General features: G+C 73.2%; 11 protein-coding genes and 1 riboswitch. Of the genes, 3 read left to right on the top strand and 8 right to left on the bottom strand.

Features of this window, described 5'->3' with window-relative positions; genetic code table 11:
* Positions 1-101: 101 nt before the first annotated feature.
* Complete coding sequence (locus ACFQ87_RS04800) at positions 102-1,238, bottom strand: glycosyltransferase family 4 protein (protein ID WP_380609131.1); 1,137 nt, start codon at positions 1,236-1,238, stop codon at positions 102-104.
* Positions 1,239-1,452: 214 nt separating this feature from the next.
* Between ACFQ87_RS04800 and ACFQ87_RS04805 the strand changes: the two genes are divergently transcribed.
* Positions 1,453-2,808, top strand: a complete 1,356-nt coding sequence (locus tag ACFQ87_RS04805; protein WP_380609132.1) for a glycosyltransferase 87 family protein — start codon at positions 1,453-1,455, stop codon at positions 2,806-2,808.
* Positions 2,809-2,841: 33 nt separating this feature from the next.
* Here the strand turns inward: ACFQ87_RS04805 and ACFQ87_RS04810 are convergent, their stop codons facing one another.
* From ACFQ87_RS04810 to ACFQ87_RS04835, 6 genes are all read right to left on the bottom strand, one after another.
* Positions 2,842-4,005: a hypothetical protein gene (locus ACFQ87_RS04810; protein ID WP_380609133.1), complete on the bottom strand. Its 1,164-nt coding sequence runs from the start codon at positions 4,003-4,005 to the stop codon at positions 2,842-2,844.
* A gap of 38 nt (positions 4,006-4,043) precedes the next feature.
* Positions 4,044-5,090, bottom strand: coding sequence for an NlpC/P60 family protein (locus ACFQ87_RS04815; RefSeq protein WP_380609134.1), 1,047 nt, complete (start codon positions 5,088-5,090; stop codon positions 4,044-4,046).
* A gap of 227 nt (positions 5,091-5,317) precedes the next feature.
* Positions 5,318-6,472, bottom strand: coding sequence for an NlpC/P60 family protein (locus ACFQ87_RS04820; protein ID WP_380609135.1), 1,155 nt, complete (start codon positions 6,470-6,472; stop codon positions 5,318-5,320).
* Positions 6,473-6,482: 10 nt separating this feature from the next.
* Positions 6,483-6,636: riboswitch (cyclic di-AMP (ydaO/yuaA leader) on the bottom strand.
* Between the two features lie 338 nt (positions 6,637-6,974).
* On the bottom strand, positions 6,975-8,012 hold the full coding sequence (locus tag ACFQ87_RS04825; protein WP_380609136.1) for an NlpC/P60 family protein: 1,038 nt from the start codon (positions 8,010-8,012) through the stop codon (positions 6,975-6,977).
* A 200-nt stretch (positions 8,013-8,212) separates the two neighbouring features.
* Positions 8,213-9,709, bottom strand: coding sequence for an NYN domain-containing protein (locus tag ACFQ87_RS04830; RefSeq protein ID WP_380609137.1), 1,497 nt, complete (start codon positions 9,707-9,709; stop codon positions 8,213-8,215).
* Between the two features lie 140 nt (positions 9,710-9,849).
* Entirely contained in the window at positions 9,850-10,107 is a 258-nt protein-coding gene (locus tag ACFQ87_RS04835) for a hypothetical protein (RefSeq protein WP_380609138.1), read from the bottom strand.
* Between the two features lie 202 nt (positions 10,108-10,309).
* Between ACFQ87_RS04835 and ACFQ87_RS04840 the strand changes: the two genes are divergently transcribed.
* Complete coding sequence (locus ACFQ87_RS04840; RefSeq protein ID WP_380609139.1) at positions 10,310-11,092, top strand: rhomboid family intramembrane serine protease; 783 nt, start codon at positions 10,310-10,312, stop codon at positions 11,090-11,092.
* Positions 11,093-11,133: 41 nt separating this feature from the next.
* Positions 11,134-11,415 carry an Lrp/AsnC ligand binding domain-containing protein gene (locus ACFQ87_RS04845; RefSeq protein ID WP_030240061.1) on the top strand — a complete coding sequence of 94 codons (282 nt, stop codon included), beginning with the start codon at positions 11,134-11,136 and terminating at the stop codon, positions 11,413-11,415.
* Between the two features lie 3 nt (positions 11,416-11,418).
* Here the strand turns inward: ACFQ87_RS04845 and ACFQ87_RS04850 are convergent, their stop codons facing one another.
* Positions 11,419-12,798: an aminotransferase class V-fold PLP-dependent enzyme gene (locus tag ACFQ87_RS04850; RefSeq protein ID WP_380609140.1), complete on the bottom strand. Its 1,380-nt coding sequence runs from the start codon at positions 12,796-12,798 to the stop codon at positions 11,419-11,421.
* Positions 12,799-12,821 lie beyond the last annotated feature (23 nt).

A 12,821-nucleotide genomic window follows, 5' to 3' on the forward strand; every position in this document is an offset into this window, starting at 1 on the left:
AGAAGGGGCACAAAGAGAAAAAAAGGAAAAAAGAAGAAAAAAAGGAAGCGTGCCTGTCCCCCCCCTCTAGGCTTCCCCCCCCCCCCCCGCGTCAGCCCGGACTAGCCCGCCAGGAGCGAGGTCAGCCGCCCGGCCAGCAGGTCCCAGCGCCAGGAGCGCTCCACCCAGCGCCGCCCGGCCTCACCCATCTGCCGCCGCAGCTCCTCGTCCCGCAGCAGCCGCACGATCCGTTCCGCGGCCGCCGCGGCCGAGCCGCCCGGCACCACGTACCCGGTCTCGCCCTCCAGCACGGCGTCGGGCGCACCGCCGGAGTCCCCCGCGACCACCGGCAGGCCGGTCGCCGACGCCTCCAGGTAGACGATCCCCAGGCCCTCCACGTCCAGCCCGCCGCGCCTGGTCCGGCAGGGCATCGCGAAGACGTCCCCGGCCCCGAAGTGGGCGGGCAGCTCCTCCCACGGCACCGAGCCGGTGAACCGCACCGAGGCCCGTACGCCCTTGGCGTCCGCCAGCTTCTCCAGGTCCGCCCGGTACGGACCGCCGCCGACGATCAGCAGCACCGCGTCCGGCACGTCCGCCAGGATCTGCGGCATCGCCTCGATCAAGGTGTCCTGGCCCTTGCGCGGCACCAGCCGGGAGACGCAGACCACCACCGGCCGGTCCGCCAGTCCCAGCCGACTGCGCACCTCAGCGCCCCCCGACTCCGGGTTGAAGGTCGTCTCGTCCACGCCCGGCGGCAGCTGCACCATCCGGCCCGCGGCCTGCGGCCCGACCGCGGCGGCGATCCGCGAGCGGGTGTACTCGCCCAGGTAGGTGAGCACGTCGGTGCCGGCGCCGATCCGCCGCAGCAGCTGCCGGGAGACCGGCAGCTGGGCCCAGGCGGCCTCGTGCCCGTGGGTCATGCCCAGCAGCCGCCCGGCCCCGGCGCGGCGCAGCGTGGGCGCCATCAGGCCGAGCGGGGCGGCGGCGCCGAACCAGACCGAGTCGCACTTCTCGGCGCGCAGGATCTCGGCGGCCCGCCGGGTGACCCGGGGTGTGGGAACCATCACCTTCGTGCGGTCCCGGATCACCGGGAACGGCTGCTCCGCGTCGAACCGCCGCACCTCGCTGCCGTCCCGCCAGGTCGAGGCGTACACCACGACGCTCCCGGCGGGCTGACGGACAGCCATGTTGTGCACGAAGGCCTGGATGCCCCCGGGGCGGGGCGGGAAGTCATTGGTGACGATCAAGGTTCTGTGCATCAGGCCACGGCTCGCTCGGTCGGGGGGTGCGCGGTGTACCGCTGGGTGATCCGTACGATAGGTCAACACCATGACCCGTCGGGAACGGATCCGCGCACGGCAACCGTTTGACCCCCGGGTCAGTCCTAGTACCTAGGCCGTGGAGGACCGCGGCCCGGGCGTCCGTCTGTACGACGCCTCCGGTGAGGACGTCCGAGACGAACGAGGGAGCGCAGTGGAATTGGCCCCGGCCACCGAGCCAGGTTCTTCGCGCGGCCGCCTCGGCCGCCCGCTCGGGGCGCTCGCCGCCCTCGGGGCGACCTGGGTGGCCACCCGTACCGTGCTGGTACTGCTGATGACCGGCGTACTGAAGGCGCCCGGCGGCGACGTCACCGCCGACGTCTGGATGATCTACCACGCCTGGTACGGGGTGCTGCAGACCGGCACCTTCCCGTTCGACGACGTGACCTGGCAGTACCCGCCGGGCGCCGCCCTGGTGATCCTGCTGCCGGGCCTGCTGCCCTGGTCGTACCTGGTCTCCTTCTGGGTGATCTGCGGGATCGCCGACGCCGCCGCGGCCGCGCTGCTGATCCGCACCGGCCTGCGCAAGGGCCGGGCGCTGACCGGCGCCTGGATGTGGGTGGTCGCCGTTCCGCTGCTCGGCCCGATGATCTACAACCGCTTCGACCTCCTGGTCACCGCGCTCACCCTGGCCGGCCTGCTGGCGCTGATCCGCCGCCCGGCGGTCGGCGGGCTGCTGCTGGGCCTGGGCGGAATCGTCAAGATCTGGCCGCTGCTCGGCCTGATCGGCACCCCCTCCGGCCGTCGCACCCGCCGCGCCTGGACGCTGGCCGCGGCCACCGCCGTCTCGGTGGGCTTCCTGCTCGCGGCCGGGATGAACGGCGCCTTCGACTTCCTGACCTTCCAGGCGGGCCGCGGCATCGAGGTCGAGTCGGTCGGCGCGCTGCCGCTGCACTTCGCCCGGATCGCCCGGGCCTGGGACGGCAAGGTCACCATGAACTACGGCTCCCCCGAGATGCTCGGGCCGTGGGTCAGCGTGATCAGCAAGGTGATGATGGCCGGCACCGTGCTCGGCTTCCTCTGGCTGCTGCTGTGGCGCTTCACCGCCCGCCGCCGCAACGCGGCCACCATGTACGACGCCGCGCTGTGCGCCCTGCTGGTCTTCGTGGTGACCAGCAGGGTGATCAGCCCGCAGTACCTGGTCTGGCTGATCGGCGTCGCCGCGGTCTGCCTGACCGTACGCGGCACCAGCCAGCGCCCGGTGGCGCTGCTGATCCTGATCGCCTGCCCGCTGACGCTGGTCGAGTTCCCGACCATGTTCACCCAGATCCTCGCCAGCGACCCGTGGGCCGTCACCGTACTGACCCTGCGCAACCTGCTGCTGCTGACCGCCGCCGTGCTCTCCGGCGTCCGGCTCTGGCGCTCCACCCGCGCCGCGGCGGCCCTGCCGCCCACTGTGGTGCTGGACAACACCCCGGCACTGCCGTCCGCCTCCTCCTACCCGGTCCGCCCGGGCATCGCGTACGAGCAGGACCTGCTGGACGGCATCGACCACCCGGCCGGCCGTTGACCCTCGGGCCCGCCCGGGCGCCAGCCGCCCCGGCTAGCCCTTCAGGGACGAGACCTCGGCCAGCCAGAGCGCGGTGAACTCGGCCAGCCCGACGCCCAGCTCACCGCGCAGCAGCCGGTCGATCCGGTGCTCCCTGTCCTCGCCCTGCCCGTCGCCCGCGCCGACCGCCCGGTAGAAGGCGACCAGCCGGTCGGTCCCCCAGCGACGGGCGATCAGGTCGCAGGCGAGCCAGGACTGCTCGTAGGCCTGGGCGATGCCGGTGGCACCGGCGGTGAAGTCCGCCTCGGCGGGCAGCGCGGTGGGCAGCTTCCCGGCCGCGACGTCCCGGGCCAGCTCGGGGGCGATCTGCTGGGGGCGGCGGCCGGAGTCCCGGTAGGCGGTCCAGTCGGCGACGCCCTCGGAGAGCCACAGCGGGGTCCAGGCCCGGGTGTCGGCCCTGGTCGCGACGTGGGTGGCCTCGTGGGTGACGACCACCTGCCGGCCGAAGTCGCTGAGCTGCCCGAACGCCTCGGGGTTGACCACCACCCGGTCCGCCGGGGTGTGCCAGGGCGCGCCGGGGGCGGCCACGGTGACCGCCGCCATGCCCGTCCAGCCCGCCGGGTCGGCTTCCAGCAGCCGGGCGAACTGGGTCTCGGTGGCGGGCAGTTCGAGCAGCAGCCGGCCCGGCCAGGCGCCGCCCCACACCGCGCTGACGGCCGGCACCGCCTTGTTCCCGACCGCGACCAGCCCGGCCGGGTCCGGCCCGTCGGCCAGGCCGAGCACCAGGCAGTGCGCGCCGAGGGCGGTACGGGCCGGGCCGAGGTCCCACAGCGCCGGGGGCCCGCTCGCGGTCTCCTCCCGCTCGACCCGCCAGCCTCCCGACTCCCGGACCAGCGCGATCCGGCGCGGGTACACCACCGGGTACTCGTCGTAGCCGGCGATCCGCACCGCCAGTTCGACGGCGGCGGTCAGCCGGTCCGGCCCGGCGGCCGCCGAAGACCCCTGACCGGGCGACAGCACCAGGTTGCGGTAGACCGCCTCGGCCCCCGTGAGCCCGGACCAGGCGGGCAGCGAGCGCGCCCGCGCCGCCAGCAGATCGGACACCTCGGCCCGCTGGTCGGCCGACCGCCCGGCGGGTGCCGGCGGCGCGGCCGGGGGCAGCGACAGCTGGGCCAGCCCGCCGGCCGCCAGCAGCAGCGCAGCGCGTCGGGACAGCACGGGACCGGGTATGTCGGCCGGGTCGGAGGGCGTCGCGCTCAGAGCCGGACCACCCCGGCGACCGGCATCGCGTTGACGCTCTCGTACCGCACCTTGGCGCCCGGGTAGGGGGCGTGCACCATCACCCCGCCGCCGGCGTACATCCCGACGTGGTGCATGTCCCGGTAGAAGATCACCAGGTCTCCCGGCCGCGCTTCGGAGAGGCTGATCCGCTGCCCGGCGTACGCCTGGGCCTGCGAGGTGCGCGGCAGGGTCACTCCGGCCTGCCGCCAGCTGTAGTACATCAGACCGGAGCAGTCGAAGGCGCGGGGCCCGGCGGATCCGTAGACGTACGGCGAGCCGATCATCCGCACCGCGGCGGCAAGCGCGGCCGCCCCGCGCTCGGAGGCGGCTGGGGTGGTGCCGAGGTCCAGCCGGTCGGTGCCGCGGGTGGCGCGCTGCTCGGCGTCGGCGGCGTCCTGGACGACCATCCGGGCCCGCTCGGCCGCGTCCAGGCTGTTGAGCAGCTTCTGCGCCTTGGCCAGCCGCTGCTGGATCTGCTGCTTGTTCTCGGCCAGCGAGCGCCGGGCCTGGTCCAGTTCGGCGAGCTTGCCCGCGGTCTCGGTGCGGCGCTGGTCGAGCCTGCGCTGACGGCTGACCAGCTCGTGCAGCGTCTCCTGCTGCCGCTCGGCGGCCTGCCCGAGGGTGCGGGCGCGGGCGAGGTAGGACTCGGGGTCGCTGGAGAGCATCAGCTGGACGGTCTGGGTCATCCCGCCACCGCGGTACTCGGCCGCGGCCACGGTCGCGAGGTCCCCGCGCAGCTGGTTGAGCTGGTCCTGGCCGGCGGCGACCTCGCCCTGCAGGAGCGTGGTCTCGGCCTGGAGCCGCTTCTGCGCCTCCTGCGCGGCGTTGCACTTCTCGGACGCCTGCTCGGCCTCGTCGTACAGCCGCTCGACCTGCGCCTTGACGTCACTGCGGTCGGGCGCGTCCGGTGCGCCGGGAGCGGCCTGGGCGCTGCCGCCGACCGTCACACCCAGGGCCGTGGCGGCGGCCGCGGTCAGCACCAGCGCACGGGCGAGCAGTTGGGAACGACGGTGCACGGACATGGCGGCAGCGGCTCCAATCCTGCGGCGCGGCCCCGCGGCCGCGCCCCAGCGGGCGGCCGTCGAGCGGGAGTCCGGTGGCAGACGTTAGCGAGTCCGGGCAAGCGAGTCCAAACCCCTCCCGACCCGAATATTTGACCCCTAATCGGACATCAGCCCGAGCCGCTGGAAAAGCCGCAGGCCCGGCCCTCCGCGGTGGAGGACCGGGCCCGGAACGGCCTGCGCAGGGATCAGACCCGCACGATGGAGGCCAGCGGCATGTTGGAGACCGCCTCGTAGCGGACCGAGGCGCCCGGCTTGGGCGCGTGCAGCACCTGGCCGTTGCCCGCGTAGATGCCGACGTGGTGGGCGTCGCTGTAGAAGATCAGCAGGTCGCCGGGCTGAGCCTGGGAGATGTCCGAGCCGATCCGGGTGCCGGCGCCGGCCTGCTCCTGCGAGGTGCGCGGCAGCGACACGCCGACCTGGTTGAACGCCCAGACCATCAGGCCGGAGCAGTCGAAGGAGCCCGGGCCGGTGGCGCCCCAGACGTACGGGCTGCCGACCTTGCTCGCTGCGGCGGCCAGCGCGGCGGCACCGTGCGAGCTGCCGGGGGCGGCCGGCTTGGCGACCGGCGAGGAGGAGGTGGCGGAACCCGAGGAGCCCGAACCCGAGCCGATGTCGGTGCGGCTGCTGTCGCGCGAGGCGCGGTCGGCGGCGGCCTGCTGCTGGGCGGCCTTCGCGGCGGCGTCGGCCTGGGCCTTGGCGTCGGCCGCGGCCTTCTCCTCGGCCTGACGGATCGCCTGGCGCTCCTGCTCGGTCAGGGTGTTGAGCAGGTCCTGCGCGGCCTTCAGCTTGTTCTGGACCTCCTCCTTGGAGGTCTTCAGCTGCTGGGTGGTGGACTCCAGCTCGGCGAGCTTGCCCTGGGCCTCGGTGCGGTCCTGGTCGAGCTTGCGCTGCTCCTCCTGGAGCTGCTTCAGCTGGTTCTTCTGGGTGTCACCGGCCTGGTTGAGCGCACCGGCCTGGTTGAGGAAGTTGTCCGGGCTGGAGGAGAGCATCAGCTGGACGGTCGGGGATATGCCGCCGTTGCGGTACTGCTCCCCGGCGATCTCGGCGAGCCCGCCCTGCATGTCGGTCACCTGGGCCTGCTGCCGGGCCACCTGGTCCTGCAGGCCGGAGACCTGCTTCTCCAGGGCCTGCTGCTTCTCCTGGGCGGCGTTGTACTTCTCGGTCGCCTGCTCGGCCTGCTCGTTGAGCTGGTCGACCTGCTCCTTGACCTGGTCCTTGGTCGGCTGCGGGTCGGCGTGCGCGCCGGACTGCGCGGAGAGGGCAACGGCTGCCGCGGCGACACCGGTCAGGATCGAGACACGGGCGCGGCTGGCGGGCTTGGGACGACGATGGGACGCCACGAAGGCGGACTCCTTCTTCCTACGGCCGCCTACCGGGTGAGCTGACGGGTTCGGGCCGGAAGCATGCCCTACGACGCCTCACGACCGTTCCAGCGGCCGACCTGGCGTCGATTCACCCCGGAGGAACGTGGTTCCCCGGCTCCGCTCCGCAGCGCCCCCGACCACTGGGCTCCCCTGTCGGACAGTCGCTTCGACCTGCCCCGCTGTTTCGCGAACTCGACGGTAACCACCGCCGCCACCCAGGCTGGGTGATCGACAGTGCGGTGGTTCGGGGCACGACCCTAGTAACTGAACCGTGATCCGTTCAAATCCTTGTCAGAAAAAAGACGAAAGATTGCCCGTGTTCTTTTGTGAAAATGACCGATGGTGATCGCCACCGCACGGAAAGCTGATCGGATCTCACCGGCCGACCGCGGAACGGGCAAACCCGAAGCGCCACCCCCGATAGGAGGGTGGCGCGGATCACAGGGCCGGAACCCGGACTTCCCGGCGTGTCGGGGCGTCAGACCCGGCGGATCGTGTTGATCGGCATCGCGTCGGCCTTCATCACCTTCACCACGTCACCGGTGTGCGGCGCGTGGACCACCATGCCGTTGCCGATGTACATCCCGACGTGGTGCCGGTCGCTGCCGTAGATCACCAGGTCGCCCGGCTGGGCCTGGTCCAGCGACGGCACCGCGGTACCGACGTTGCCCTGCTCCTGCGAGGTGCGCGGCAGCGAGACGCCGGCCTGGGAGTACGACCAGACCATCAGGCCCGAGCAGTCGAAGGTGCTCGACCCGGTGGCGCCCCAGACGTACGGCGAGCCCTGCTTGCTCATCGCCTTGGCGACGGCCACGGCCGCGTAGCCGCTGGCCGGCGGCAGGCTGCTGAGGTCGACCCGGGCGCTGCCGCGCGAGGCGCGGTCGTCCTGCTGCTGCTGGGCCTTCAGCGCGGCGCGGTCGGCGGCGCTGAGCGAGTTCAGCAGGTCCTGGGCGGCCTTCAGCTTCTGGTTGACGTCCGACTTGGCCTGGTTCAGGTCCTTGGTGGTGGAGTCCAGCGAGGACAGGACGGCGGCGGCCTCGGCCTTCTCCTGGTCCAGCCGGCGCTGCTGGTCGAGCAGGCCCTTGAGCGCCTCGGTCTGGCTGGCACTGGCCTGCTGGACGCTGGAGGCCTTCTCCAGGTAGCCGGACGGGTCGGAGGAGAGCATCAGCTGGACGGACGGGTCGATGCCGCCGGTGCGGTACTGGTCGCCCGCCACCTCGGCCAGGCCCGCCTGCAGCTGGGTCATCTGGTCCTGGCTGCGGGCCACCTGGTCCTGCAGCTGGTCGGCCTGCTTGCGGAGCTGGTCGGCCCGCTCCTTGGCGCCGTTGTACTTCTCCGCCGCCTGCTCCTGCTCCTGCTGGAGCTGGTCGATCTGCGCCTTGACGTCGGCCTTGTTCGGCTGCGGCGCCGCGTGCGCGGCCACCTGGGCGGAGAGGGCGACCGCGGTCGCAGCGGCAGCAGTGAGCACGGAGACCCGCGCGCGGCTCGGCTGCTTGGGACGGCGGTGGGAGGCCAAGGGACCGGCTCCTTCTTCCATCGGACTCACCTGATCGGATGAGATTCCGGAAAATAGGTTTGACGCCAGACCCTAGTGAAGATCTATCCGTTTTGCCACTCCCCCGAAGGCGTGAACTCCGGTCCCCACGCTGACTTCACGGGATCCGCACACCCTCGCAAAACGGACACTGACCGGGCTTCACGCCGTCCGGCCCGAGGTCAGGGCCGGGCCAGCCGGTTCAGCAGCAGCACCGAGGCCACCGGGCGCGCGCCCGCCTTCCGCACGCCCTCCGCGACCTCCCGGTCGGTGGACACCACCACCACCGGACGGCCCTGCGGCTCGGCGCGCACCAGACGACGGATCAGCTCGTCCGCGGTCTCCCCGGTCCGACTGAACCGTACCCGAACCCCGCGCGGTGGCGCCATGATCACCGGAACGTCCAGGTCCTGCCCGTCGAACACACAGGTGACCTCCGCCTGGGTGCGCTGGGCCAGCATCGCCAACCCGCCCAGCAGCCGGATCCGCTGCTGCTCCAACGGCAGCGTCGGATAGCCGGTCTTGGTCACGTTGTAGCCGTCCACCACCAGGTGCACCTGCGGGATCGCCAGCAGCTGGTCCAGCAGCGCCGGATCGTCCTCGGCCAGGCCGCGCCGGGCCACGTCGTGCGGCGAGGCCGCCCCCGGCACCACCGCCTCCACCAGGTCCGCCGGGCGGATCTGGGAGACCGGCAGCGCCAGCTCCCGCTGCAGTCCCTGCGCCGACTGCAGCACGGTGTCCAGCAGCAGCCGCAGCCGCATGTCCTCGACGCCTCGCCCCTCGCGGGCCGAACGGCGGCCCTGCTCGGCGGCGTTCTCCAGCTCGGACACCCGGTGCCGCAGCCGCCGCGCCTCGCTCTCGGCCGCGCTGCGCTCGGTCACGGCCTGCGCCTTCGCGGCCTCCAGTTCCCCGGTCACCCGCCGGGTCTCGGCCTGCGCCCGGCGGGTGTCGCTCTCCAGCGAGCGCACCTTCTTGCGCAGCGACTCGGCCTCCCGCCGGACGCCCTCGAACTCCGCGCGCTGCCGCTCCAGGTCGGTCCGCGCGGCCGCCCGCACCTCGGCCAGCTCGGCCTGCAGTTTCTCCACCAGCCGGGTGGCCTCCGCGGCCGCGTCCTCGGCGCCGGCCCGCTCGGCCTCCTCGCCGGCCTCGGCGACCAGCCGGCTCCAGCCGACCGAACGCACCAGGTAGGCGGCGGCTGCGACGTCCATCGGATCGGCGGCGCTGGGAACGGTGCCCGACTCCAACGCCTTCACCAGGTCCGGCTGGCCCAGCCGCAGCCGCTCCGCTATCCGCACCCGGAAGGCCGGCTCGGACTCCAGCGCCGCCGCCAGCGCGGTGGCCGCGTACTTGGCGCGCCGCGCGGGGGTGAACTTGACGTACTGACGCAGGCTCTGCGGCAGCTCCGCGGGCGGCAGCCCGCCCAGCGCGTCCGAGGCCAGCCCGACCACCCGCCGGCGCACCCCCTCGGGCAGCGGCCGGTCGAGCTTCTCGACCGCAAGCTCCGAAGCGGCGTCGGCACCACCGGACTCACCGGACTCGCCGGACTCCGGGGCAGCGGCCGCCGGGAGGGGGGTCTCCGTGAGAGGGGTCTCGGACGGGACCGTCTCGGCGCCCGGCTCCGGTGCCGGCGCAGCGGGCTGAAGCCCCTGCGCTTCGGCGGGCTCCTTCGCTGCGTCCACCACGTCCTCGGCTCCGATCCTGGTCCAGCGGGTGCGGCCGCGGCCGCCCCTGTCGTCACGCTCCGTGCGTCTTGTCTGTATTGTCCCGTGCGGCGGACGGGCACGTCGCGCACCGCCCACCGCACCGGCGGGGATCAGCCCTACGCGGCGGGGGCCTCCGTGCCCTCGGCGCCGGGACGGGCCACCAGCTCGACCTGGTCCACCGCATTGCACCAGCGGCAGCGCACCGACTCGATCGTCTCGCTGAGCACCTCGGTCTCCTCGACCTTGGATTCGCCGGCCAGGTCGAAGTGCAGGAACTCCGTCACCCGCGCGGTGCGGGTCACATCGAAGCGGGTGAGGTTGCTGCACAGCGTGCAGCGCCAGCGCGTCTCGGCGGTCAGAGCGGGGACGGTCATCGGGGATCCTCTCGGCTGGTCCCTGGGTGGGCTAGGCGCTCCCCCCGGAGCCCCGGCGTCGGCGGCGGGAGGCGGGAATGCTCGCCCCCCAGCCTATTGCCTGGGGCAACCGTCACGACCACCGGTTGCCGGAACACGAGGGCTAGCCCACCTGCCGTAAACCGCCGTGTCACCTGCGCCGTCCGGAGGGATGCTTGGCCGCATGGCGCTCGCGGCCCCCGACCACACCGACGCGCGGGACGGCCCCCCAGCGGTGCCCGCCCCGGCGGTCACCTACGCCCTGATCGCGGTCAACACCCTGGTCTTCCTGCTCGGCCCGGCCGCCGGGCTCAACCCGCTGTACGGCCGGGACCAGGCCCGGGTCTGCGCCGAGCAGAGGTACGAGCAACGCTGGGGCGCCGTCCCGGCCGAACTGCTGACCGGACACCCGCTGACCGCCGAACAGCTCGCCGAGGCGCCCGACCCCGTCCCCGGCTGCCCGGCCGCCCCCACCCCGGGCAAGCACCCGGCGGTGTCCGCCCTCACCGGCCTCTTCCTGCACGCCGGCTGGCTGCACCTGCTGGGCAACCTGCTCTTCCTCTATGTCTTCGGTCCCACCGTCGAACGACGGCTCGGTCGGCCCAGGTTCCTCCTCTTCTACCTGGCGGCCGGCAGCCTGGCCGCGTACGGCTTCGCGCTCGCCGAGGCGCACTCGGCGGATTCCACCCGGGTCCTGATCGGCGCCTCCGGCGCGATCTCCGGGGTGCTCGGCGCCTACCTGCGCTTCCACCCGCGTGCTCGGGTGACCACCCTGGTCCCGTTGCTCCTCTTCCTTCCGCTGCGCTTCCCGGCCTGGCTGGTGCTCGGCCTCTGGTTCGCCCTGCAGTGGTGGTCGGTGCACTCGGCCGGGCCCGGGGTGGCCTACCTGGTCCACGTGATCGGCTTCTCGGCCGGCTTCCTCCACGCCTGCACCGTCGTCGGCCACCCCCCGAGACGCCCCCGCTGAGGCCCGATACGCTGGCGGCACCCCACAAAGGAGCCCGAACAGTGATCACCGCCATCGTCCTGATCAAGACCAGTGTCGACCGCATCCCGGAGATCGCCGAGGCCATCGCTGCCATCGAGGGCGTCAGCGAGGTGTACTCGGTGACCGGTGGCTACGACCTGGTGGCGATGGTCCGGGTGCGCCGCCACGACGACCTGGCCGAGGTCATCCCGGGCCGGCTCAACAAGGTCCCGGGCGTGGCCCACACCGAGACCCAGATCGCCTTCCGCACCTACTCCCAGCACGACCTCGAAGCGGCCTTCGCCCTCGGCCTGGACGAGTAGGGCTCAGCCCTCGCGACGCCCCCTGTCGATCTGCACGGTCGCCACGCAACGGCCGCCCTCGTTGCGGTAGTTCCAGGCCGCGCCGTCCGTGACCAGCTCGCGGACGGCGGTCAGGAACCGCTCGACGTGCTCGTCCGGAGTCCCGGCGCCGAAGCTCACCCGGATCGCGTTCAGGCTTCGCTCGCCCGGCAGCGAGGGCTCGGGCGCCCCGCACTCGGACGGCGGGACGTCCTCGTCGCCGAGCAGGGTGCGAACCAGCGGGTGCGCGCAGAACAGCCCGTCGCGCACCCCGATGCCGTACTCGGCGGACAGCGCGGCCGAGAAGTGCGAGCTGTTCCAGCCCTGCACGACGAAGGACAGCACACCCACCCGGGCCGAGCCTGCCCCGAACAGGTTCAGCACCTTGACCTGCGGGATCTCCGCCAGCCCCGCCGTCAGCCGCTCGACCAGCTGCCGCTCCCGGGCCTCCAGCGCGTCGAAGCCGGCCTCGGTCAGCGCCCGGCAGGCCGAGGCGATCGCGTAGGCGCCGATGACGTTCGGCGAGCCGGCCTCGTGCCGGGCCGGGCCGGTGTGCCACTGGACGGCCACCGAGCCGTCCACCTCTCGCGCCACCGTCCGGGTCGCCCCGCCACCGGCCAGGTACGGCTGGGCCGCGTCCAGCCAGTCGGAGCGCCCGGCCAGCACCCCGGCGCCGAACGGCGCGTACAGCTTGTGGCCGGAGAAGGCGATCCAGTCGACGTCCAGCTCGCGCACCGAGACCCGGTGGTGCGGGGCCAGCTGGGCGGCGTCCAGCACCACCCGGGCGCCGTGCCGGTGCGCGGTCCCGGTCAGCTCGGCGACCGGCCACAGCTCGCCGGTCACATTGGAGGCGCCGGTGACGCACAGCAGCTTCGGCCCCTCGGGCGCCGCGGCCAGTGCGGCGTCCAGTGCGGCCACCGCCTCGGCCCGCGAGCGCGGCGCCCGCAGGTAGCTGACCTCCAGCCCGGCGTGCGCCCAGGGCAGCAGCGAGGCGTGGTGCTCGGTCTCGAAGGCGAACACCCGGGTGCCGGCCGGCACGGCGGCGGCCAGCAGGTTGAGCGAGTCGGTGGTGGCGCGGGTGAAGACCACCTGGTCGCCCTCGCGCAGGTCGAGGAACTCGGCGACGGTCCGGCGACTCTGCTCGAACAGGTCGGTGGAGAGCTGGGAGAGGTACCCGGCGCCGCGGTGCACGCTGCCGTAGTACGGCGCGTAGGCGGCGACGTCGTCCCACACCCGCTGGAGCGCCGGCGCGCTGGCGGCGTAGTCGAGCGCCGCGTAGCCGACCTTCTCCCCGCTGGCCAGCGGGACCAGGACGTCGTGGCCCAGGACGGCGAGCGGCGCGCAGATTTCGGTGGAGATGGGCATGAGGATGCACTCCTTCAGGGATG

Source organism: Kitasatospora sp. NPDC056531 (assembly GCF_042794375.1).
GTDB lineage: Bacteria > Actinomycetota > Actinomycetes > Streptomycetales > Streptomycetaceae > Kitasatospora.

Bases quoted from the DNA above. Each gene is read 5' to 3' on its own strand.
- ACFQ87_RS04835 (WP_380609138.1), bottom strand. From the start codon at position 10,107: ATGACCGTCCCCGCTCTGACCGCCGAGACGCGCTGGCGCTGCACGCTG.
- ACFQ87_RS04800 (WP_380609131.1), bottom strand. From the start codon at position 1,238: ATGCACAGAACCTTGATCGTCACCAATGACTTCCCGCCCCGCCCCGGG.
- ACFQ87_RS04840 (WP_380609139.1), top strand. From the start codon at position 10,310: ATGGCGCTCGCGGCCCCCGACCACACCGACGCGCGGGACGGCCCCCCA.
- ACFQ87_RS04850 (WP_380609140.1), bottom strand. From the start codon at position 12,798: ATGCCCATCTCCACCGAAATCTGCGCGCCGCTCGCCGTCCTGGGCCAC.
- ACFQ87_RS04815 (WP_380609134.1), bottom strand. From the start codon at position 5,090: ATGTCCGTGCACCGTCGTTCCCAACTGCTCGCCCGTGCGCTGGTGCTG.